Annotated in this window: 27 protein-coding genes; 19 read left to right on the plus strand and 8 right to left on the minus strand. The window is 40.6% G+C overall.

What is annotated here, in order from left to right; genetic code table 11:
- The 7 genes from ctaD to AC3ISE_RS08980 all read left to right on the plus strand — a co-directional run bounded on the left by ctaD (position 1) and on the right by AC3ISE_RS08980 (position 6296).
- Positions 1-1872, plus strand: a complete 1872-nt coding sequence (ctaD, locus tag AC3ISE_RS08950) for a cytochrome c oxidase subunit I (protein ID WP_489223926.1) — start codon at positions 1-3, stop codon at positions 1870-1872.
- Positions 1872-2495: a cytochrome c oxidase subunit III gene (gene ctaE, locus AC3ISE_RS08955; protein ID WP_133311293.1), complete on the plus strand. Its 624-nt coding sequence runs from the start codon at positions 1872-1874 to the stop codon at positions 2493-2495. The genes ctaD and ctaE overlap by 1 nt, the downstream gene beginning before the upstream one ends.
- 4 nt (positions 2496-2499) lie before the next feature.
- Positions 2500-2832, plus strand: a complete 333-nt coding sequence (gene ctaF, locus AC3ISE_RS08960; protein WP_070879045.1) for a cytochrome c oxidase subunit IVB — start codon at positions 2500-2502, stop codon at positions 2830-2832.
- Positions 2833-3039: 207 nt separating this feature from the next.
- A complete protein-coding gene (ctaG, locus tag AC3ISE_RS08965) occupies positions 3040-3954 on the plus strand; it encodes a cytochrome c oxidase assembly factor CtaG (RefSeq protein WP_489223927.1) in 915 nt (304 codons plus the stop codon).
- Between the two features lie 58 nt (positions 3955-4012).
- On the plus strand, positions 4013-4474 hold the full coding sequence (locus AC3ISE_RS08970; RefSeq protein WP_489223928.1) for a DUF420 domain-containing protein: 462 nt from the start codon (positions 4013-4015) through the stop codon (positions 4472-4474).
- 135 nt (positions 4475-4609) lie between these two features.
- On the plus strand, positions 4610-5119 hold the full coding sequence (locus tag AC3ISE_RS08975) for a GNAT family N-acetyltransferase (protein WP_489223929.1): 510 nt from the start codon (positions 4610-4612) through the stop codon (positions 5117-5119).
- A 16-nt stretch (positions 5120-5135) separates the two neighbouring features.
- The gene (locus tag AC3ISE_RS08980; protein ID WP_489223930.1) at positions 5136-6296 is read left to right on the plus strand and encodes a GNAT family N-acetyltransferase; all 1161 of its coding nucleotides are present in this window, start codon (positions 5136-5138) and stop codon (positions 6294-6296) included.
- Positions 6297-6677: 381 nt separating this feature from the next.
- Here the strand turns inward: AC3ISE_RS08980 and ytvI are convergent, their stop codons facing one another.
- Both ytvI and AC3ISE_RS08990 read right to left on the minus strand, forming a co-directional pair.
- A complete protein-coding gene (gene ytvI / locus AC3ISE_RS08985) occupies positions 6678-7736 on the minus strand; it encodes a sporulation integral membrane protein YtvI (protein WP_489223931.1) in 1059 nt (352 codons plus the stop codon).
- 172 nt (positions 7737-7908) lie between these two features.
- The gene (locus tag AC3ISE_RS08990; protein WP_070879051.1) at positions 7909-8265 is read right to left on the minus strand and encodes a YugN family protein; all 357 of its coding nucleotides are present in this window, start codon (positions 8263-8265) and stop codon (positions 7909-7911) included.
- Positions 8266-8454: 189 nt separating this feature from the next.
- Between AC3ISE_RS08990 and AC3ISE_RS08995 the strand changes: the two genes are divergently transcribed.
- Both AC3ISE_RS08995 and AC3ISE_RS09000 read left to right on the plus strand, forming a co-directional pair.
- The gene (locus AC3ISE_RS08995) at positions 8455-8886 is read left to right on the plus strand and encodes a CBS domain-containing protein (RefSeq protein ID WP_489223932.1); all 432 of its coding nucleotides are present in this window, start codon (positions 8455-8457) and stop codon (positions 8884-8886) included.
- Positions 8887-9291: 405 nt separating this feature from the next.
- The gene (locus AC3ISE_RS09000) at positions 9292-10329 is read left to right on the plus strand and encodes a CAP domain-containing protein (protein ID WP_489224299.1); all 1038 of its coding nucleotides are present in this window, start codon (positions 9292-9294) and stop codon (positions 10327-10329) included.
- Between the two features lie 226 nt (positions 10330-10555).
- On the opposite strand, the gene AC3ISE_RS09005 is transcribed toward AC3ISE_RS09000, so the two are convergent.
- Positions 10556-11038, minus strand: coding sequence for a PaaI family thioesterase (locus tag AC3ISE_RS09005; protein ID WP_489223933.1), 483 nt, complete (start codon positions 11036-11038; stop codon positions 10556-10558).
- Positions 11039-11212: 174 nt separating this feature from the next.
- Here AC3ISE_RS09005 and AC3ISE_RS09010 point away from each other — a divergent pair, with 174 nt between their 5' ends.
- The 4 genes from AC3ISE_RS09010 (at position 11213) to AC3ISE_RS09025 (ending at position 12895) form a co-directional block, all read left to right on the plus strand.
- Positions 11213-11608, plus strand: coding sequence for a YlbD family protein (locus AC3ISE_RS09010; protein ID WP_070879054.1), 396 nt, complete (start codon positions 11213-11215; stop codon positions 11606-11608).
- A gap of 14 nt (positions 11609-11622) precedes the next feature.
- The gene (locus AC3ISE_RS09015; RefSeq protein ID WP_070879055.1) at positions 11623-11862 is read left to right on the plus strand and encodes a YlbE-like family protein; all 240 of its coding nucleotides are present in this window, start codon (positions 11623-11625) and stop codon (positions 11860-11862) included.
- 99 nt (positions 11863-11961) lie between these two features.
- Positions 11962-12384 carry a hypothetical protein gene (locus AC3ISE_RS09020; RefSeq protein ID WP_489223934.1) on the plus strand — a complete coding sequence of 141 codons (423 nt, stop codon included), beginning with the start codon at positions 11962-11964 and terminating at the stop codon, positions 12382-12384.
- Between the two features lie 61 nt (positions 12385-12445).
- Entirely contained in the window at positions 12446-12895 is a 450-nt protein-coding gene (locus AC3ISE_RS09025; protein WP_489223935.1) for a YlbF/YmcA family competence regulator, read from the plus strand.
- A gap of 23 nt (positions 12896-12918) precedes the next feature.
- Here the strand turns inward: AC3ISE_RS09025 and AC3ISE_RS09030 are convergent, their stop codons facing one another.
- A complete protein-coding gene (locus AC3ISE_RS09030; protein ID WP_489223936.1) occupies positions 12919-13242 on the minus strand; it encodes a hypothetical protein in 324 nt (107 codons plus the stop codon).
- Between the two features lie 105 nt (positions 13243-13347).
- Between AC3ISE_RS09030 and AC3ISE_RS09035 the strand changes: the two genes are divergently transcribed.
- Entirely contained in the window at positions 13348-13620 is a 273-nt protein-coding gene (locus AC3ISE_RS09035; RefSeq protein ID WP_070879159.1) for a YlbG family protein, read from the plus strand.
- A 249-nt stretch (positions 13621-13869) separates the two neighbouring features.
- Here AC3ISE_RS09035 and AC3ISE_RS09040 read toward each other — a convergent pair whose 3' ends face one another.
- Together AC3ISE_RS09040 and AC3ISE_RS09045 are read right to left on the minus strand one after the other, a co-directional pair.
- Positions 13870-14067, minus strand: a complete 198-nt coding sequence (locus tag AC3ISE_RS09040; protein ID WP_489223937.1) for a hypothetical protein — start codon at positions 14065-14067, stop codon at positions 13870-13872.
- A gap of 307 nt (positions 14068-14374) precedes the next feature.
- The gene (locus AC3ISE_RS09045) at positions 14375-14755 is read right to left on the minus strand and encodes a DUF7147 family protein (protein ID WP_489223938.1); all 381 of its coding nucleotides are present in this window, start codon (positions 14753-14755) and stop codon (positions 14375-14377) included.
- Between the two features lie 579 nt (positions 14756-15334).
- Between AC3ISE_RS09045 and rsmD the strand changes: the two genes are divergently transcribed.
- Together rsmD and coaD are read left to right on the plus strand one after the other, a co-directional pair.
- Positions 15335-15904 (plus strand): 16S rRNA (guanine(966)-N(2))-methyltransferase RsmD, encoded by a 570-nt coding sequence (gene rsmD, locus AC3ISE_RS09050; RefSeq protein ID WP_489223939.1) that lies wholly within the window; start codon positions 15335-15337, stop codon positions 15902-15904.
- A 1-nt stretch (position 15905) separates the two neighbouring features.
- Positions 15906-16388: a pantetheine-phosphate adenylyltransferase gene (gene coaD, locus AC3ISE_RS09055; RefSeq protein ID WP_070879061.1), complete on the plus strand. Its 483-nt coding sequence runs from the start codon at positions 15906-15908 to the stop codon at positions 16386-16388.
- 138 nt (positions 16389-16526) lie between these two features.
- On the opposite strand, the gene ylbJ is transcribed toward coaD, so the two are convergent.
- Positions 16527-17738: a sporulation integral membrane protein YlbJ gene (gene ylbJ / locus AC3ISE_RS09060; RefSeq protein WP_489223940.1), complete on the minus strand. Its 1212-nt coding sequence runs from the start codon at positions 17736-17738 to the stop codon at positions 16527-16529.
- A gap of 174 nt (positions 17739-17912) precedes the next feature.
- On the opposite strand from ylbJ, the gene AC3ISE_RS09065 reads away from it, so the two are divergent.
- Both AC3ISE_RS09065 and AC3ISE_RS09070 read left to right on the plus strand, forming a co-directional pair.
- Positions 17913-18713 (plus strand): patatin-like phospholipase family protein, encoded by an 801-nt coding sequence (locus AC3ISE_RS09065; RefSeq protein WP_489223941.1) that lies wholly within the window; start codon positions 17913-17915, stop codon positions 18711-18713.
- On the plus strand, positions 18703-19722 hold the full coding sequence (locus tag AC3ISE_RS09070) for a SepM family pheromone-processing serine protease (protein ID WP_489223942.1): 1020 nt from the start codon (positions 18703-18705) through the stop codon (positions 19720-19722). Before AC3ISE_RS09065 ends, AC3ISE_RS09070 begins: the two co-directional genes overlap by 11 nt.
- Positions 19723-19765: 43 nt before the next feature.
- On the opposite strand, the gene AC3ISE_RS09075 is transcribed toward AC3ISE_RS09070, so the two are convergent.
- Entirely contained in the window at positions 19766-20995 is a 1230-nt protein-coding gene (locus AC3ISE_RS09075) for a nucleotidyltransferase (RefSeq protein ID WP_489223943.1), read from the minus strand.
- Between the two features lie 230 nt (positions 20996-21225).
- On the opposite strand from AC3ISE_RS09075, the gene AC3ISE_RS09080 reads away from it, so the two are divergent.
- Entirely contained in the window at positions 21226-21747 is a 522-nt protein-coding gene (locus AC3ISE_RS09080; protein WP_489223944.1) for a YceD family protein, read from the plus strand.
- The last annotated feature ends 32 nt before the right edge of the window (positions 21748-21779 follow it).

A 21779-nucleotide genomic window follows, 5' to 3' on the forward strand; every position in this document is an offset into this window, starting at 1 on the left:
GTGAGTACGTTAACTCAGAAAAAAGGGTTCGGCGCTGTTCTATGGGACTATTTAACAACAGTAGACCATAAAAAAATCGCCATCCTTTACCTGATTTCCGGCGGCTTCTTCTTCCTCGTAGGTGGATTAGAAGCGATGCTTATAAGAATTCAGCTCGCTGTGCCAAATAACGATTTTATCGCAGCCGGCCTTTACAACGAGATTTTAACTATGCATGGCACGACCATGATTTTCCTTGCAGCCATGCCGCTCATCTTCGGTTTTATGAATGCGGTTGTACCGATTCAGATTGGAGCTCGTGACGTTGCATTTCCATTTTTAAACTCACTCGGTTTTTGGCTGTTCTTCTTTGGAGGACTTTTCCTGAACCTGAGCTGGTTTTTAGATGGAGCACCTGATGCAGGCTGGACGAATTACGCTTCACTTGCACTGAACTCGCCTGGCCATGGAGTAGATTTCTATTTGCTGGGACTTCAGATATCAGGATTTGGTACACTGATTGCGGGTATTAACTTCCTCGCAACAATCATTAACATGCGTGCACCTGGTATGACTTACATGCGCATGCCGTTGTTCACTTGGACAACTTTTGTAGCTTCAGCACTTATCTTATTTGCTTTTCCGCCGCTTACAGTTGGTTTAGCAATTATGATGTTTGACCGTGTATTTGGCACTGGATTCTTTGTTCCGGAGCTTGGAGGAAATACGATTATCTGGGAGCATTTATTCTGGATTTTCGGACATCCTGAGGTTTACATCTTAATTCTTCCGGCTTTCGGGATTTTCTCAGATGTTCTGCCGCATTTCTCGAAAAAGCGATTATTTGGATATTCGTCAATGGTATTTGCTACAGTATTAATCGGATTTTTAGGATTCATGGTGTGGGCGCATCACATGTTCACAACTGGCCTTGGCCCAATCGCAAATGCGATTTTCGCAGTAGCCACAATGGCCATTGCCGTTCCGACAGGTATTAAAATCTTCAACTGGATGTTTACAATGTGGGGCGGGAGCATCCGCTTTACAGTGCCGATGATCTGGTCTGTTGCATTCATTCCGACGTTCGTTATGGGCGGAGTAACAGGAATCATGCTTGCAGCTGCACCGACAGATTATCAGTATCATGATACCTATTTCGTAGTTGCCCATTTCCACTATGTTATCGTAGGCGGAGTTGTTATGGGATTATTCGCAGGCCTGCACTACTGGTGGCCGAAAATGTTCGGCAGAATGCTTGGCGAAAAACTTGGTGTTGTAACTTTCGTATTGTTCTTTACCGGATTCCATTTAACGTTCTTTATCCAGCATTTCCTTGGATTGATGGGGATGCCGCGACGCATTTTCACTTTCCTTCCTGGACAGGGACTTGAAACGGGGAACCTGATCAGTACGGCTGGTGCCTTCTTGATGGCTGCAGGAACAATCGTATTGATTTACAATATCGTTATTTCTTCAATTAAAGGAGAAAAAGCAGCAGGAGATGCTTGGGGAGATGGACGCAACCTGGAATGGGCTGTATCATCACCTGCACCAGAATATAACTTTAAACAAACACCGCTTGTCCGCGGTCTTGACGCTTTGTGGGTTGAAAGAATGGAAGGCAACAAAGGCATGACTCCTGCAGAACCGCTTGGAGACATCCATATGCCTAACGGTTCCATCCTGCCGCTGATCATGTCTTTTGGATTGTTTGTTGCAGCATTCGGATTATTGTATCATGCAGATTATGCATGGGGAGTTCCGGTTATTATTATCGGATTCTTAATTACGCTTGGGTGTATGTTCCTTCGTTCAATCATTGATGATCACGGTTATCATATTCACAAAGAAGATTTAATGAATGATGATAACGATAAGGGGGTTAAGGCATAATGCATGTTGAGGAAAAATTAACAGCTGAAACGTTCCCTGCCTCACCTGAAAAGGCGACCCTTGAAGGCAAAAATAAATTTTTAGGATTCTGGCTTTTCCTTGGGGGAGAGACGGTCCTGTTTGCTTCTCTGTTTGCTACGTTTTTAGCTTTAAGAGATTCAAATAACGGCGGTGCAACTACACAGGAAATGTTTGAACTTCCACTTGTATTTGCAGCAACAATGCTTCTTTTGACAAGTTCGCTTACAAGTGTATATGCGATGTATCACATGAAGAACTTTCAGTTTAAAAAGATGCAGCTTTGGATGGGAATCACGGTGCTTTTAGGAGCAGGCTTCCTTGCCCTTGAAATTTATGAGTTTAATCATTATATTCACGAATTTCATTTCACAATGACAAGCAGTGCACTTGGTTCTGCCTTTTACACGCTTGTTGGAACTCACGGTGCCCACGTGGCATTCGGTCTTCTGTGGATTACGACATTGATGGTCCGCAATGCAAAAAGAGGACTCAACTTATACAACGCACCAAAATACTACGTTGCAAGTTTATACTGGCATTTCATTGACGTTGTATGGGTGTTCATTTTCACGGTTGTATACTTAATGGGAATGGTGGGATAAACTGATGGCAGCTAATCAAAACTCAGGAAACCCAAAAGTAGATCTTGCATATCGCCGCAAGAAAAATAAAGAAGATATGAAATTTCAGGTTGTTACATTTGCATTAATGATTTTCCTTACAGTCATTGCATTTGTAGCAATTGGCTATGATGGCATTGCAGAATGGTTTAAAATTCCGTTTATCCTTTTGCTTGCTGTTATACAGGTTATTTTCCAGCTTTACTACTTTATGCATATGAGCCATAAAGGCCATGAAGTGCCTGCGCTTTTCCTTTACTCAGGAATTGGTGTAGCATTTTTGACAGTACTGGCATTTGTTACAATCATTTGGTGGTAATCCTAAAACCGGCTGAATCCTCAGCCGGTTTTTTTATTTGCTGAAAAGTAAGGCAGCAGACTGCAAATCAAATGAGCGGCCGTTTCCTGCCCGGTTCGGGAATTTCAAGTTTATGTTCCTGGGCTTTTCTAATGTCATAGAACGTTCATTGATAGCGCTTCATTGAAGGTGTATAATAGTTTGCAGGAGTTATAGCAGAAATAGGAGATGAACTCATTGTTAAATTTAGAAATGTTTGGTTTTAGAGCAATGTGGAGCCCTTATTTTTTCCTGTTTGTTGCGGTCATTCTTGGCATTTATTTTCTATTAATCGGACCTCTTCGAAATCGATTTCATGATAGCCAGCCTGTCCCGTTCAAACAGAAGGCACTTTTTGCAGGCAGCATGATTCTTTTATATGCTGTAAAAGGCAGTCCGCTGGATTTAATGGGACATTTAATGTTCAGTGCACATATGACACAAATGGCCCTTTTATATTTGCTGATACCGCCTCTGATTATCTATGGCATTCCGGTCTGGATGTGGAGAGCGATGATTTACAGACAGGGAGTGAAGCAAATCGTTTCATTTCTGTCTAAACCGCTGATAGCCTTGATAGTCTTCAATGGGATTTTTTCAATCTATCATATTCCGCTTGTATTTGATGCTGTGAAAACAGATCATGTCCTGCATGCTTCCGTAACGATTTTAATTTTCATTACAGCAATGCTGATGTGGTGGCCATTGCTGAATGAATTGCCTGAATGGAGAGAGCTTGGCGGAATTAAGAAAATCGGATACATATTCGCCAATGGAATGCTGCTGACGCCAGCTTGTGCTCTTATCATATTTGCTGATACTTCGCTTTATTCTACGTATTCAGATCCAAGCGCATGGGCCAGAGCCCTGGAACTCTGCGTCCCGGCAAGTATGCTGTCAGGACTGAATTTGACTGGTCCGGAAATGTTTAATACATTGCCTCTTGTTGAAGATCAGCAGCTTGGAGGCATCATGATGAAAATTATCCAGGAGTTTGTTTATGGAACCCTACTTGGGATTATTTTCTTCAAATGGGCCCGTCAGGAGAGAGAGCGTGATGATCTTGAGGAAAGAAAAAGATTTACTCCGCAGCCGATTAAATAACTTTCGCTCTAATTTTCTGCTTATCAATCTATAATTTTTATTTTTAGGAGCTGCAAAAATGAATGTACCTATTTTACCTACTATTAGTACAGCCTTTATTGTTTTAAGTGCAGTTTCTGTTGCTGTTGGCTGGTATTTAATAAAGCAGCGCAAAATAGAAGCCCATCAGAAGGCCATGCTTACCGCAGCTGTTTTTGCGGTTATCTTCTTTTTAGTATATGCCTCGAGAACTGTCTTTGTAGGGAACACTGCATTCGGCGGACCAGACAACATTAAAGTCTATTATACTGTTTTCCTGATTTTTCATATTACTTTAGCTACAATAGGTGCAATATTTGGCATTATCACCTTGATTTCAGGCTATAAAAACAATCTGTCAAAGCACAGAAAATCAGGTCCGGTTACAAGCGTTATTTGGTTTTTTACCGCCATTACCGGCGTGGCTGTCTATTATCTGCTGTATATTCAGTATAAAGGCGGAGAGACGACCTCTGTATTCAAAGCGATTTTAGGGTTTTAGTGAGACGCGAAAGGTGTTATGGAATGGATCATTCTATAACATCTTTTTTGTTTCTTTTTTTCTTTAAGTATAGGACGCACAGAATGGCCATAAAATGAAAGTATCAGACGGTTTACGAAAGGGAGTGACTGTAAGATGATTGAAATTGTAACAGATCGGCTGCTGATTATCCCCTGTTCTTTAGATATTGCAAAATCTTTAGTCTTTCACAGAAAAGAACTGGAAAGCCGCTCCCCGATTGGAATACCTGTTACTTGGCCTTCAACTGCCGTCAAAGGAATGCTCCCGCTCTATATAGAAAGACTGGAGAGGAATGAAAAAGAATACGGCTGGGGACTTTGGCTGATTATTTTGTATCATGAAAAGAGAATTGTAGGAGACTTATTTCTGCAGGGCATGCCGGATGAGCATGGCTGTGTGGAACTATGCTACAACATCCACGAGGCCGAAGATGAAGAAAGTTTAACATTTGAAGCGATTGAAGCTGTCATTGAATGGCTGACAAGTGAAAAATCGGTCATTCAAATCAGTATGGAATGCATCGATCATAATAAAAAATCCATTCGCCTTTTTGAAAAACTCGGTATGATCTGCACAAAAAAAGAGGACGTTTTTTTATCCTGGGAACTCAAAAAGAAAGCCTAGATGAGAGGAATACCATATGATTCGTAGAGCAGAAAAGAGTGATTATGAAGAGGTTGCCCTTTTATCACAATTCTCATTAAAGAACGATTGCACAAAAATAAATCGCCTCCAGAGTGAGTGTATACTTGGTGACTTTGAATGTGAGAAGCTGATTGCTAAAGTACACATCCTGGATCAAAACATCTATTTTTCTGGGGGAAAAGTGAAGATGGGAGGACTGTCATCTATTTGTGTGTTGCCGGAAAAGCGGCGCAAGCATGATATGGACAAGCTTCTATTTGAAGCTTTAGTATGGATGAAACACCGCGGCTATTCCATTTCATATCTGCATCCTTTTTCCATACCTTATTACAGAAAATTCGGCTGGGAACTCATTTCAAATGAAAAGCAGTGGACGATAAGGAAAGAAGATCTTCCTCTCCGGTCGTTTAGCGGGAGCTGTAATGTCAAAGAGCTCAGCGGGATTCTTGCTTTGCCGTTTCTGCAAGTAGTTTATGATTGTTTCAGCAAAGAGAATAATGGTTTGTTAGTCAGATCGGAAGAATGGTGGAAAAAAGAGATATTAAATGAAAATCATTTTGTTTTTGTTCACTTCCTTAAGGAGGGGAGTGCAGATGGATACTTGATTTGCAGGCTCGAAAACCAAAAGCTGTATATCGATGAATGCATAGCCCTCAATGACACAGCAAAAAAATCACTTTGGACTTTTCTCTGCCAGAAAGGATTGAAATTTGAAGAACTGATTTGGCGTACATATGAACAGGATCATTTTTCGTTTTTATTGAAAAACCCTTTTATTCTATCGAAGGTTAAACCTTCCATTATGGGGAGGATCATTAATGTCAAATCTTTTTTAGAGCAATATATGGTAGCTCCTGCCGAAAAGCCGCTTTTTTTGCACATCCATGATTCCTTTGCAGACTGGAACAGCGGAACTTATCTTATAAAAAAGGGCAAGATCACTCACTTTCAGAAGGCATCTCAAGGAAGTGCCTGTTCTCATCCTCCAAAACGAGGTCTGCAGATGGATATAGCCATTTTAACCGCTGTTTTGTTCAGGTATATGAAAGCAGCTTCGCTCTATGACGCAGATCTGATTCAGGGACCGGAAGATGATCTAGATTTGCTGAAGCAAATGCTTCACTCGAAAAAATCTATTTGCATGGATCGCATTTAAAAAGAGACTGGAACATTGAAAGCCGAACATTGAATAGTGCGAAAATCATTAAAAGAAAGAGCTATTTTCACATAAATTGTTGTTTTTCATGATAAATAATGCCCGTTCCTTTCCGCTCCAGGAACTTGCTTTCCGCGGGGAGCATGGGAGCCTCCTCGGCGTTGCCTGTGGGGTCTCCCATTTTGCTCTATTTCCCGCAGGAGTCAAGTTCCTTCCGCTACAATCCACTTAAGGGTTCTAACATTTAGAACTGTAGCAAATATATTTATGAAAAGAGCCAAAGAAAAAATCCGAACTAAAACGAAATTCAAGTTGGAATTTCACATAATAGTTCGGATTTTTCTTTGGCTGAAAACCATTTGTCCCAGCCTCTTTCATTTTTTAAAATTTAAAATTAAATCGGATTATGCCAGCTTCTCTTGCGGAATTATACACAATTAAAATCATTGGGCCGATGAAAAAACCAAGGACACCAAACAGTTTTAAACCAAGATACATCGAGATGAGCGTTGCGAGAGGAGATAATCCAATATGGCTGCCCATTACTTTAGGTTCTATGGTTCGTCTGATAATTAAAAGAACAGCTGTCAGAATTCCAAGCTTAGTCGCAAGCACTGGATCGCCTGAAATGAGATGATAAAGTGTCCAGGGGCCCATAATAATGATAGATCCTATGATTGGGATCACATCAATTATCCAAATGATAATGGACATAACAAGCGCAATTTCGGGGGCTATCAGCAGCAGTCCGATAAAGGAAGCAACGAAAATAATAATGCTGACTAAAAACTGTGCTTTTGCAAAGCCGAAAATGACATATGACATGCGAGTAATCATAAAGTTCACTTTTTGAGCAGTATTTTCCGTCATGTGTCCATACATTCGGACTTTCAGGTTTGGCAGCTCAAGCATAAACAGGAATAAGGCAATCAAGAAAACCAGCATGTTTACCATATAATTAGGAATGTTTGTAAATATGCTTTTGACATTGTCTATATTTACAGAGCTTGCAAGATCGGCTTTTGTTTTTTCAAGAAATTCTTCTACCTGATTGCTGATTTCATTTACAAACTCCGGCGGAAGGTCCTTTGCTGAGTTTGTAATCCTTTTTTCAATATTGTTCCAGGCTATCGTAATTTCGTTTATGTAGCTTGGTGCATTTTCAATTGTCCGAATGGCTTCGCCTACTACTTTAGTTGTGATAAAGTAACCGCTGATGGTAATGGTGAACAGAAAGATCAAAAAAGTCACGAGCACAGCCATTTTCCGTTTCAGCTTAACACGGTTTTGGAAAAGCTTTACGAGAGGTTCCAATAATAACGCAGTAATAAATGCCATAATCAAGGGAATCGATATGGGCAGAAGAAAATAGATGATCAGCCCAATCACAATAACAGATAGAATAATGAGGAAATTTCGCTTATTAAGTATAGTAGACAATCCCTTGCTCCTTTCAATGGTTCTCCTTAAATTATAGTACGAAAGTACGGTGTGCAGATAGGTTTTTTAAAATTTTATGAAAATATCATTCTCAGTATGAGGCGTATGAAGGGATTTAATAAAAGGATCAAATAAAAAAGCAAAAGCAGTTTATGCTTTTGCATGAAAATCTTTATACGATGCGGCCTACTTCTTCTTTTAGCTGTTTAAGCAGCTTCTGGCTTGTACTTAAAACGGCATTTGGAAACGTTTCGCCTTCGCCGTATTCTACTCCGTGCGGATAATAGTGCTTGCCGAGAAGAGGTGTCATTAATTTAACAACTGCATGCTTTGCGCCAATATCGCCTTCTACTGCATATCCAGGGATGCGCAGATAAAATGTTTCACCTTTGTTTTCGAATTTACGATCGTATGTAACACGTTCATAATCCCACTGACCAGCCCGGACGATGCCAAGTTCATCCATAATTTCATCAAGCCTTGCTAATTCTACTGTCAAACCATCCAGTCCAGTGTTTTCCAATTTCATTATGTATTCCCTCCTAAAACCTTATAACGGCATTTTCATTAGTAAAGCGCTTTAATGAACTCCACTTCAATCATAGTACGAATGCATGGAACTTTCAATCTTTACCTGATAATTTACATCTTTATCTTTTTTTAGGCCAAACTATTTCAGCAGAATGATGATTCTATTTACTTTCAAGGAGGGTTTTTTATGCAGAAGGTTCGAGATATTATGTCTAATGACATCCAGGCATGCACGCCGCTTGATAATGTGTACGAAGTAGCGGTCAAAATGAAAGAATGGAACGTGGGATCCATTCCGATCATTGAGAACGATCAATTGCTCGGGATGATAACGGATCGTGATTTAGTTGTTAGAGGGATTGCAGAAAAACATCCTGGATCTTATCAAGTGACAAAAGTGATGAGCGATCACTTGTGCACAATCAGTCCGGATGCATCTGCAGATGAAGCAGCACAGCTCATGGCAGAGCATCAGATCAGAAGGCTTCCTGTTGTAGAAGATGGACATATCGTTGGAATGGTTTCACTTGGGGATCTGTCCTTAAATCAATTGACAGATCAGCAGGCAGGCTCTGCATTAACGACAATTTCTGAAAAGGATGATCATCAGCTTCAATAAGCTGTAAAAGGATTGTCCAATAAGTCTCTAAAAGGAATCAGGCAGGAAAAATCCTGTCTGATTTTTTCTATAGGCTCATTTCATAAACTTTGTGGTTATTACATTCCATGTTACAAACTTTAAGTGGAGCGGAAAAGAACGGACAACTTTTATAAACTAGAACAATAATTATGCGAAAACAGACTTTCTGAACAGCCATTTAAGTGGAAGGGACTTTACTCCGGATGGAAATAGAACTTGAAAAAAGTTTAAATGGAACATCTTATTTGAAAAATGCTGCTAATTTTGATTAAATGACCTATAAAAGGATATACTATCTGCCAATATTGTGAAATACTGTTTAGTAGTATAATGAATCTAATGGTTCATATAATGGTAGAAATGAGTCACCTGGAGGGATTTAAGCTGAGCAGTATATTAAAAACCATTTTTTTATTGATGATTATTTTTATTACTTATATTCTTTTTATTCAATATGGAAATAAAGAACCGATCAAACAAATAGATGAAAATGAACAAATCGCAAATGAATCAAACGAAGAATTAAATATGCCGGATTCAGGCGTTCTTTCTTTTGTTGGAAAATCTTCGGGAGAGATCCTTAAAACACTTGGGGAACCTGCAAGGAAAGATCCTTCATCCTATGACTATGAATGGTGGATTTATAACCAGAACGATCAGCAGTACCTTCAGGTGGGAGTGCTTGATGATAAAGTCGTCACGGTATATGCCATCGGCCCTGAGGTGAATGTAAAGCCTTATAAACTTGGGCAGCCTGTTGGAGAGGTTTTTAAGACTAATTCGATTTCTTCCAGTATCTCCATTGATTTTGACGGCAATTCCTATCGATTTGAAATGTCAGAAGAGGATATGAACACAAGGCCGATCGTAAAAATGGGCAATGTGTATGTTCAGCTTTATTTAGATAAATTTGATGGCGAGCTTTCAAGCATCAGAGCTTTAGATGAAGAAACGCTGGTAAAGCAGCGTCCTTATGAAGTTGTTTACCGCGGAGAACTGATTCAGCCTAAGCAGCTTAACGCAGAAGAATGGAAGGCTGTAGAAAAGGGAGCAGAAAATCAAATTCTCGATCTTACAAATATTATTCGCAGCCGGCACGATGTTCCTCCTGTAGAGTGGGATCAGATGACCTCAGAGGTAGCCTTTTTGCACAGCAATGATATGCTTTCCAATGACTATTTTTCACATGAATCGCCAACCGAGGGGTCGCTTGCAGACCGTTTAAAAGAAGGGGATGTAGCTTATCAGATGGCCGGTGAAAACATTGCAGCCCAATATATTGATGGTATAGCGGCTGTTGAAGGCTGGCTGAACAGCAAGGGCCACCGTGATACGCTTTTAAATCCAGATTTTACAAGGCTCGGTGTAGGTGTAAATGAGCTCTACTATACCCAAAATTTTATCAGGCCGCTTAATGAATGATAATCACAACAAAAAAAGACATCCAAGCGGGTGTCTTTTTGCTTCGTTTAAGAATGCAGGCCAGTCTATGCTTTTTTATACGCACGTCTCTCAGCATAGCCCTTACAAAGGTGACAAACTTGAATTTTAGCCTGTTTATCACCAATATAAGTTTCTGTGTTCTTGGATTTTTTCTTGCAGAAATAACATGTCTTTTTAAAAAAAGGAAACATTTCTATCTCCTTACTTATCGTTTAGGACGATCGATAATAAAAAAGCTTGCTGTACAATGTGCCATCAATTTGCCGTCATCACGGAAGACTTTTCCCTCAGTCACGACCGTTTTGCTGCCTTTATGGATTAGAGAGGCTATACATTTCAGTTCCGTGCCAATTCCGGGAGCAACATAATTTATTTTCATTTCAGAAGTAACGGCAGCAAGGTGCTCAGGCAAAACGTGATGTACAAGTGATCCCATTGCAGAATCAAGCAGTGTAGCGGTAATTCCTCCATGTACGATATTCAGGGAGTTTTGAATAATTGCCGTGTTGGGGATGGTTAATATAAATTGATTTTCGGAATATTCACCTTGTGCATGCAGCAATGCACCTATGTATGATCCATTTTCTTTACTTGCTTTCTTTTTCAGGCCTTCAAGAAACAGCTTTAAAACGGGAGCATCTTCTTCATTTAATTCCGCCAATAAGCGCATCAGTTCTTCCTGTTCCATCTCTCACCCAATCCTTTCTATTCTCCACTTCATCTTATCAGTCCTCCCAAATATTGTGCAATCAGGATTTTATTAAAAATCTGTGCAGCATGGTAAAAGGGCAAAAATGGGCGAACCGTTTTTAGACGATCCAATAAAATATAGTAGGCGAAGGTAAGCAGAGGTGATCAGCTAATGACAGAAAAAAAAGAACATCCTTCAATTGGACAATTTAAAGAATTTGTTAAAAAACACCCTAAATTGATTACTGAAGTCAGAAAAGGCGAGAAAAAATGGCAGGAATTATTTGAAGACTGGTATTTGCTTGGAGAAAATGATGTTTCATGGAAAAAGTACAGAGATGATGCAGATGAGGCGGAAACTGCAGCAGAAAAGAAGTCTGATTTTATGTCCAGGATGATGACGGCTGTAAAAAGCATGGATGCCAATCAAATGAATCAGCATTTGTACAACATGAACAACACCATTTCATCCATACAAAACTTATTTTCAACCTTTGGGCTTACAAAAGGCTCATCATCTAACCAGTCGAAAACACCAAGCAATCCCTTTTCCTTCAGGAAAGATTAAGCAGGAGCGACAGCATGAGAAAAGAAATTCAGGAAATGATTGCAGCAGACAATGAATTAAAAAAATTTTTGCGTGAACAGCCCCATTGGTACAGAAAGCTCGCCAGAAATCCTCAAGATACAGAATCCATGAAGCTTGCGATGATGAATTATTATCAAAAAACCATTCCGCATAAAGTAGCTCAATTTTCAAATTCAGTGCAGATGGCATCCATGATGCTTGGAATGTTTCAGTCGATGAGACAGCAGGACTGACTAGGAAGAAAGTCGCCGCCATGACTTTCTTTTTTTATTTGGCTGAAAACATATTTGGTATAAAACTGGTGAAACTACCTCCATAAGGAGGCGTTGTCATTGATAAAACACTTTATGGTGCTGATTTTATTTCTCGTATCTCTTACAGCCTGCACAAATGAAAAACCCCGTCCAGAGGGAGATGCCGTTCCGATGGAAATCAGCATTGCAAAAAAGGATGCAATTGAAGCGGGTGCTCAGACAGGAAGACAGCTTTATGTCAATCATCATATTAAAGGGCAAAATGTTTACATAGAGTGCTTTGTCCCAAATTTCACTTTTTCAGATGAGCGCGGGAAAAAAATAAATGGTGAAGGATACATGAACCTGTATGTTGACGGAAAAAAAACGGATGAAATACATACAGCAGCATTTATTATAAAAGGTTTAAAAACAGGAACACATACGATTTCCCTTGAACTATTGCACAATGATTCTTCGAAATATCATTTAAAAAAAACGTGGAATGTTACGGTCCAGTGAGACGCTTGCATTTACCATTCCGGCAAAAACATGTTAAAATATAGCTGGAGGTGATGCGTCTATGTTTGCTACTATAGAAAGCGTCAATTTAATCGACGAAGCTGAGCTTCTTGGATCGTTAGTTGTTGAGTCAGAAATTGCGGAAGACTATCGCCGCACTTTAAATACATTAAACAAAGATAAATCTGCACAAAAGGTGATCGCCAAATTTGTAGAAATCAAGGACTTATACGAAGATGTCCAGCGTTTCGGCAAATATCATCCAGATTATAAGGAAATCACCAAGGCCATGAGGGAAGCAAAGCGTGAGCTTGACCTTCATGACGCAGTAATTGCTTTTAAAAAGGCAGAGAAAGAGCTTCAATCGCTGCTGGATGAAATAAGCATTGAACTCGGCAGAGCCGTTTCACAGAATATCAAAGTGCCCACAGGCAATCCGTTTTTCGATGCCGGATCAAGCTGTGGGGGAGGATGCGGCTCAGGCGGGGGATGCGGCTGTAAAGCATCTTAAAAAACGAGGCCAGTCCTCGTTTTTTAAGTTCCTTTTTTAAGACGGATACAGTCCTCGCACAAATTGCCGCAGCAGAACATTTTTTCCTGAGGCACATAAAACCGGTGCCTAAATACATATAATTTCGTGTCTTCTCTGACAAAGATGCATTCAAACGTAAGCCGTTTCCCCTTCATTGCATAACGGGACTCTTTCTCAATCTTGAGCTTAATGTGAGCAAGTGATCCTGCGGAATTTGCCTGAACATAGAGAAACGGAATGCCGGCAGATTTTTTTATCCAGCATGAAAGTGTTTCATCTGCATTCATTCTATCTAAAAATAATTGGACAGTCTGGCTCAGGTTCAAAGCATTCAGCTCCTTTTGCAGAAAGGTTTTCAAGGTGCGTATTGTAAAAAAAATAGAAAATTGGTACACTTCAAGTGGAGAATATAAAAAGGGAGATTATTTATGATGTTTGATAAGCGTCAAGGCATTATCATCTGGATGCATTCCTTAAAGCAAATTAAAATGCTCCGTAAATTCGGGAACATCCATTACGTATCCAAAAAATTAAAGTATGTTGTCTTATATTGTGACATGGAACATGTTGAACACACAATAGAGAAGGTATCATCCTTTTCATTTGTAAAGCACGCTGAACCGTCATATAAGCCCTTTCTTAAATTGGAATTCGAATCGAAAATCGATAAAGCAAAAGAATATGACTATAAACTTGGTCTTTAGAAGAAAAGCGCAATCCTGTTTGGGGCTGCGCTTTTTCTTATATTCAGATTGAGGAATTTTGGCTGGCAGCTTTTATAGTTTGACTGCAGGAGTAAAACGTTTTTATGCATGAGAAATGGACCAAAGTTTGAGCAGCAGATTGGCTGAAAAGGGAGATGTATAGGCTATAAAACAGAAGAAAATTCTAGATGCAAAGAAAAGCAGCTGAATCTTTAAATGTAGGCTAAATGAAAAAAAGCATTCTCCTAATTAATATAAATTAGCTAAAAAAATAGAAAAATCGGCTAAACGGGCGGTTCCGCTTTCGTATTGTCTAGCTCCGCCTCCTAACCCCTCGGCCAGAACAAATCCGTCAGCAAAGGCAAAAAGCGCCTTCACTGCCGGATTCTTATCTGTCATGCCTGGGCTAAACAGTCGGCTCCGCTTTTCGTTATTGTCCAGCTCCATCACCCAACTCCTCGGCCAGAACGGATACGTCAGTCGGAGCTAAACGGCCATTCCGCTTTTCGTTATTGTCTAGCTCCGCCTCCTAACCCCTCGGCCAGAACAAATCCGTCAGCAAAGGCAAAAAGCGCCTTCACTGCCGGATTCTTATCTGTCTGTCGGGGCTAAACAGTCGGCTCCGCTTTTCGTTATTGTCCAGCTCCATCACCCAACTCCTCGGCCAGAACGGATCCGGCAGTAAAGGCAAAAAGCGCCTTTACTGCCGGATCCTTTTCTGGCTGTCGGAGCTAAACGGGTGATTCCGCATTTCTTATTGCCAAGGCGGCAAATACCGGTTCATTCTCAAAATCCCTGTGAGGTATTGAAAATACAATTCTTTTTCGGCAAATTGATCAGAAGATTTTACGTCAAGCTCTATAATAGATTTGTCAAGTTTTTTTGCAAGCTCTTCAAATAATTCACGGCGTTTGCTTTCTCCTGCGGGAATGCCTTCAAGGCACAGGTAGATCGCCTGGAATTGACCAGGGTCAGTCGGGTTCATTGTGACTGCAAAAGATGACATTTTTCTTTCGTTAATCGTTGTATTAAGTATTAAAAATCTTGAGACACGATGAGCATTCGCCTGTGTGGTTTCGATTAATTCATACAGATCCGAATAGCCGGCTCCAAGCTCGATAAAGCGCTGTATCAAACTGAATTCCTCCTGTTCTTTCTTTCTCATCATAATGTAACATGTTTAAATTCAGTTAGATAGATGATGTCTTATTTTTATCAAGAAAAAAGTTTATAGAAATGTATAGTGTGAACTCTATTGGTGGATAATGTATAGTAACAACATCGAATCGAAGATGTTGTTGCCAACCGCGGAGAAGACTTACGTTTCCCCATAAGTTCTTCCTCCGGTTTCTCCTCTCCCTTTGCCTTCTGCCCAAAAAAAGTCCGCTTTTTTTGGATTAGAAGGACCCTGCAGGTTTCCTGCGGGGTTTTTTTAGTTGGCGGACTTCAACTCTTAAGTAAGTATACTGACAATGAGCCCATGACAGGTTGATAAAGGTGGCTGAACCAGTTATTTTAATTGTCTTTTTAGTTTTCGGACACCTTATGAACAATGGCCGCAGAAAAGAAGCTGCACCATGCAGGCGAAATCCTGATTCCAGCATGGTGGAGAGAGTAAGGCTCCGCTTTTCAATATTGTCTCTGTCCACGCTCTATGATACGATAAAACAGGCTAATTTCTAGCAGCAAAGACAAAATAACAGTGGTGAGAAAGATGAGAGTAGTATCAGGCAGCTGTAAAGGGCGGCCATTAAAAGCGGTGCCGGGCATGTCGACACGCCCAACAACTGATAAAGTGAAAGAATCTATCTTTAATATTATTGGCCCTTATTTTGACGGGGGGCTTGCAGTCGATTTGTTTGGGGGAAGCGGCGGTCTTGGAATCGAAGCTTTAAGCAGAGGAATTGATAAATGCATCTTTGTCGACCGGGAAGCGAAAGCAGTTGCAACCATACATAAAAATTTAGAAGCCTGTCATTTTCAAAGTCAGGCAGAGGTCTACCGCAATGATGCGGAGAGAGCGTTAAAAGCCATTGCGAAAAGAGAGCTGTCCTTCAAGTTGATCTTTTTGGATCCTCCGTACAAGCAACAAAAATTGAAAGCGCTTATCGAATTGATTGATTCTTTTCGTTTAGTGGAAGATGGAGGCATTATCGTGGCTGAACATGATGCCGGGATTACATTGCCGGATGAGATTGGATCCTATAAGCTCACCCGCTATGAATCATACGGCATTAGTGCTGTGTCCATCTATATATATAAAGAACAAGGGACGGGGGAGTAAAATGGCAAGCATTGCTGTTTGTCCGGGGAGCTTTGATCCTGTGACGTACGGACATTTGGATATTATTAAACGCGGGGCAAAAGTATTTGATAAGGTGTATGTTTGTGTGCTGAATAATTCATCAAAAAACCCATTGTTTAATGTGGATGAGCGCTGTGAGCTCTTAATGGAAGTAACAAAGGATATGCCGAATGTTGTGGTAGAATCCTTTAAAGGTCTTTTAATTGAGTATGCAAACAGCAAGAATGCAAGCACGATTTTGAGAGGGCTGCGTGCGGTTTCTGATTTTGAATATGAAATGCAGATTACCTCCATGAACAGGGTGCTTGATCCAAACGTAGAAACGTTATTCATGATGACGAACAACCAATATTCATTTTTAAGCTCGAGTATCGTAAAAGAAGTGGCCAAATACCGCGGCGATATTTCGGAACTTGTTCCTAAAGCAGTTGAAAATGCGTTAAAACAGAAATTTAACCGATGAAAAAGAGTGACCTTTGGACGTGAATGCGTTCTATGGGGTCACTTTTTTATATGGGGATAAAAAATAAAAAACCGAATAATTTGGTTGGTGAATGCTGTAAATCCGCTGATCTTCCATTTTTGCCTCAGCTTGCTTAATCTAATTCCTTGAAAAGACTCTGCCTGCATATATGAAAATGTATACAAGCAAAGAGACGATCGTGATCATCGGCCCAATTTCAGTTAACAGGCTCCAGATGGACGCTAGAAGAACAGGAGTATCCTCTGTGAGAAAAACCGGCAGAACAGATACATTTGAGCCGGAGAGCTCCAAATAGACAGGCTTCCAGAAGATCCATGCAAAGAAGGCGGCGTAGACTCCCTGCAGAATTCGCGCGATAAAAAACGGACGAAAACGGATGTCTGTCTCTGCAAGAATGCTTGCAACCTGAGCCTGAATAGACAGACCGCTGAAGCCAAGCATGAAGCTTGTCACAATCGCTTTTTGCAGCAGGTCGGCACCTGCTGCACTTGCAAGCTTGCTGCCGAGTGTCATCTCAAACATGCCTGATACAAGCGGAACGCTGAGTTCAGCAGACAATTTAAAAAGTCCAAGGAATAGAGAGAATGCGACAGCAATAAAATCCGTGATCGATAATAGGGATAATAGTTTATTTAATACAGAAAATAAAATGATGAATCCGCCCACCATAAGCAGGGTTTGGATTGATGAGAGAACAGCATCGCCAAGCATTTTTCCGATAGGCCTTGTCTCATCAATCCGGGTCTGGTGCATCTGTCTGAAAGCTTCTCTTATTGACGGTCTTTTGTAGTCTGTTTTTAACGGTTTATTCTGTTCGCGTCCGTGAAATCTCATGGTCAGACCAACAGCCAGATTTCCGGTATAATGGGCAGCAGCGAGAAGCAGGCCAAGAGCCTGATTGCTGAAAAATCCAATGGCGACGGCTCCGAAAATAAATAATGGATTAGAAGAATTCGTAAAGGATACAAGCCTCTCAGCTTCAATAGCAGTCAGCTGATTTTTTTTCCGCATCTCTGCCGTCAGCTTTGCGCCTGCAGGGGAGCCCGATGCCCATCCCATTGCCCAGACAAATCCTCCAATGCCTGGAACTTTAAACAGGGGTCTCATGACCGGTTCTAAAAGCACACCAATGAACCTGACAATTCCAAATCCGATCAGCAGATGGGAAAGGATGAAAAAGGGCAGCAAAGACGGGAAAACGACACCCCACCAAAGCTCAAGCCCTGCTTTAGAAGCAGTAAAGGAAACTTTGGGGCTGATAATCATAGCAAATGCCAGGATGATCAATAAAAATCCCAGCAGAAGTGTTTTTAATTTAGCTGCGTTCAAAATATGTCCCCCTCTTGCTTCTTTCTATACTTTTTAAAGCGGATAATGATAAAATATAGTCAATCTTTCCTGCAGGGTTGTACACTCTTTGATAGTTCAATATACGAGAATAGGGGACCATTTTAGACCATAGAATTGACTAACGGATGAATTGACATTAGAGGAGGCATCTCTTTGAAAAGAGAACCTAAAATTGGTCTCGCCTTGGGATCCGGCGGAGCACGCGGTTTTGCTCATCTCGGAGTATTGAAGGTATTAAGTGAAGAGGGTATTCAGGTCAGCATGATTGCAGGAAGCAGCATGGGTGCATTGGTCGGCAGTTTTTATGCGACAGGGCTCGGATTTGAGCATTTATATAAGCTAGCTACATTATTTAAACGCAAATATTATTTGGATTTTACAGTGCCTAAAATGGGTTTTATTGCAGGGAACCGCGTAAAGGATTTTATCAAGGTCTTCACAAGAGGCAAGCATATTGAAGACTTGGATATTCCGCTGTCTATTGTTGCGACAGATTTATACGAAGGAAAAAAAGTGGTCTTTACAAAAGGGCCAGTTGCAGATGCAGTTCGGGCAAGCATTGCGATTCCCGGTATTTTTGTTCCTGAAAAAATAGATGGAAAGCTTCTCATTGACGGCGGGGTGATTGACCGGATTCCTGTTTCGGTAGTTAAAGAGATGGGCGCAGATCTTGTCATAGCTGTAGATGTTTCTCATGTAAAAAAGACGGAAGAAATCACGTCCATTTTTGATGTCATTCTTCAGAGCCTTGACATTATGCAGGATGAGCTTGTCCATCACCGCAAAATTGCCTCGGATATTATGATACGGCCGCATGTAGAGCAATATAGTTCAAGAGCTTTTAAAAACATAAAAGAAATCATTGAGATCGGTGAAAACGAAGCAAAAAAGCATGTAAGCGAAATAAAAGAGCTGATTGAGAGTTGGAAGGGGTCACAGCAAGATGAAGAATAACAAAGTAGTCAGAGCCATTTTAATAGGGGTAATCCTCGCTGCGGTCCTGAATTTTATTAAACTCCCTTATTATGTAACAAAGCCGGGCATGGCAACTGAGCTTGAACCGATTATAGAAGTGGATGGCGGATATGATGAAGAAGGCAGTTTTTCGCTGACAACCGTCGGTTTTGGAAGGGCAAATCTATTTTCTTACGTCCTCGCAAATGTCCTTCCTTATCATGAGCTTTTGCCGCTTGAAGATGTCGTTCAGGAAGGTGAATCGGATGATGATTATTTAAATAGACAAATGCATATGATGGAATCTTCTCAGGAATCTGCTGTTTCATTAGCGTATGAAAAGGCAGGCAAAAAAGTGGACTACAAGTTCCACGGCATCTATGTCATGCAGGTTGTTGAAGGGATGCCGTCAGAAGGCAAGCTTAAAACCGGAGACCGTATTTTTAGAGTCGACGGGAAAGAATTTAAAACAGCAGAAGAATTTATAGCATATGTCAGCCAAAAGAAAAAAGGCGATAAGATAGATATTACATATGACCGCACTGGAAAAGAAGGCAAAACCGAAATAACAGCGGCCCAGTTTCCGGATAACAAAAACAAAGTCGGCATCGGAATCTCTCTTGTCACTGACAGAGAACTATTAACCGAGCCTGACATTTCGCTTGATACAAGCAATATTGGAGGACCATCTGCAGGATTAATGATGACACTTGAAATTTATAATCAGCTGACAAAGGAAGATTATACAAAAGGCTATCATATTGCAGGCACAGGAACGATTGATGAAAAAGGAACAGTTGGCCCAATTGGCGGGATATCACAGAAAATTGTAGCAGCGGATAAATCGGGAGCAGAGATCTTTTTTGCGCCGAATCAAAATGGCATCGCTGCCTCCAATTATAAAGAAGCAGCTGCAACGGCCGAAGAGATTGACACGGATATGAAAATTGTGCCGATTGACACATTCGATGATGCGGTGGCTTATCTGAAAAAATTAAAAGAAAAATAAAAAAAGTGACTTCATCGAGAAGTCACTTTTTATTTGCAGCAGCCTACAAAAACAGGTTTTCTGCTTCGTTATATTGAATAGGTCTTGTGGAATATTCGCTGAGCATAAATTGAGAGCGCATCGGTTCAGGGAAAGCCATGGCATAGACTGATGCTGCTTTTATATCCAGATCAAGCAGCGGGTGGCTGAATGCAGACAAAGTTGAAACGATTGGTTTATCGACCGTTTTCTTTATGCCGTTTAAATAAGCCCTCCCCTGCGAAGACATGCCCAGCAGCCTCAAATAAGGGGCTCCTGTTTCATCAAGCTTCATTTGATCTTTGGTGGTTCTTGTTAAAATATGAAGGCAAAGACGCTGAAGTCTTGTCCATGTGTACCGTTTTGTTTTCAGCTGCTCCATAAAACCCTTAAATGATGCAGCCTGATGAATGAGAGATTTCACCCGGTTTTCAAGGCCTTCTTCAACTTCATAAATCTGCTTCAGCTCATCATGCGTCATTGTGCAGATTGTATATTTAAGAAATCCAAAGTAATCTTCCCATTGATGAAAGGTGTCAAAATCATGTTTATACGTCTTTAGATTGTCCCAGGTGGTTTCAGGTACAAAAGATTGAATATCTTTGTTTTCTTCTGAAAAAATGGCCTTGCGTATGCTCGTCGCACTTGCAATAGGGGTTTCATTAAATTCTTCATCATGGTAGCCTGCTGATGTCCGTTTAATCGTGATCGGGGAAATGGCAGATCCCTGTTTCTGAATAGCTTTTACATATTGATAACCTAAAATATTATTCGGCATCGATAAATCAAGTGTATGTCCGCCTGTGTCCAGTGATTGATAGGCCTTTGTCTGGGCACTTGGATAACTTATTCCCTGTTTCATATAATACTTTATAGCATCCTGATAGTCTGAATCACGTTCTGCAAGTGTTTTAGCCGTCTCAAGGAAAGGCGTGATCTCTCCATTTTCACTTCCAAAGCAAACGGAATGGCATTTTAACGCTTCCAATATGGAGATGGCGCCATCTGCGAAAATTTCTGCTTTTTGGGTCGCAAATGCATATGGAAGTTCAACGACCAGATCAGCTCCCTGCTGCAGGGCCATTTTCGCCCGGCTCCATTTTGAGACAAGTGCAGGCTCGCCTCGCTGCAGAAAATGGCCGCTCATTACGGCGATGACTGTATCTGCTTCAGATTTTTCTTTGGAAGCCTGAAGGTGATAGAGATGTCCATTATGAAATGGATTATATTCAACTACTAACCCGACTGCTTTCAAGAACATTCCTCCCTGATTTATTTTTTTTCATTATTTTTCTAATTAAATCATGAAACGTGGGGCTCATGAAGTCAAGTTTCTGCAAAAAAAAGGCTGAAAGACCTTTAAAATCAGCGTGAACATTTTGCATTAAAACAATATTCATGTATACTAAACACTGTAAAGAAAAAATATTGACAAATATTATTGCGAAAGCTATAATTACCTTTGTTGCCTTGAGGTGATACCATATGAAATGGTCTATTAATCAACTGAACCAACTGCAAAACAAGGGATTGCAAATTGATGAAACCGTCCAATTGACAGATATGAAAGGCGCGCTTTCTGAAATACGTGAAATTTCACCTGTTTTAGTAAAAGGCAGAGCAGATCTTGGCTCTTCTAAAGCAACTTTTCATTTGACGCTGACTGGCACGATGATTCTCCCTTGTGCAAGAACGCTAGTGGATGTTCCATTTCCGTTCGAAATTCATACAACTGAAACGTTTTTATTAAAACCGAATGCCGACTTCGAGATGGAGGAAGATGTCCATCACGTTCAAGAAGATATCGTTGACTTAATACCTGTTATTAAAGAAAACATACTTTTGGAAGTACCGATGCAGGTTTTTAGCGATTCTGTTGAAGGAAATGATCAGGCTGCCCCGCAAGAGGGAAAAGATTGGAAAGTTATCTCTGAAGAAGATAACAAAAACAAGATTGACCCGAGACTTGCAGGCTTATCGAAATTCTTCGATGATCAAGACAGCTAATGCTATTGTTTAGCACTTATATATAGGCTGTT

Source organism: Metabacillus sp. KH_069, assembly GCF_057838075.1.